1 pseudogene is annotated in these 230 nt (G+C 47.4%); it reads right to left on the bottom strand.

The annotated features are described in order from the left end of the window. Positions 1 to 96: 96 nt before the first annotated feature. Positions 97 to 230: pseudogene (leuO, locus tag RTW80_RS31110) on the bottom strand (transcriptional regulator LeuO); the annotation flags it as partial.

Raw genomic sequence — 230 nt, 5'->3', positions numbered from 1 at the left:
CTGAGCGTCTGAAAAAATGCGCACAGAACAAAATAGTGCCTGCATAAAAAATCACAGAATAAACCGCATGGCACCATGCGGTTTATTCACCCTGACTTATCGACGACAAATATTGATCAGCAACTCTTCCATCCACTGATGCCCTTTATCCCGCCCCGCCGCTTCATGCCCGGAAAGATAACAGGTACGGCTATTCAGCTTGAGCGGCAGAGGTAAAATTTGCAGGCTCA

It is taken from the genome of Escherichia sp. AM3 (assembly GCF_032029835.1).
Lineage (GTDB): Bacteria > Pseudomonadota > Gammaproteobacteria > Enterobacterales > Enterobacteriaceae > Escherichia > Escherichia coli.
This window is presented reverse-complemented; position numbering and strand designations above follow the sequence as displayed.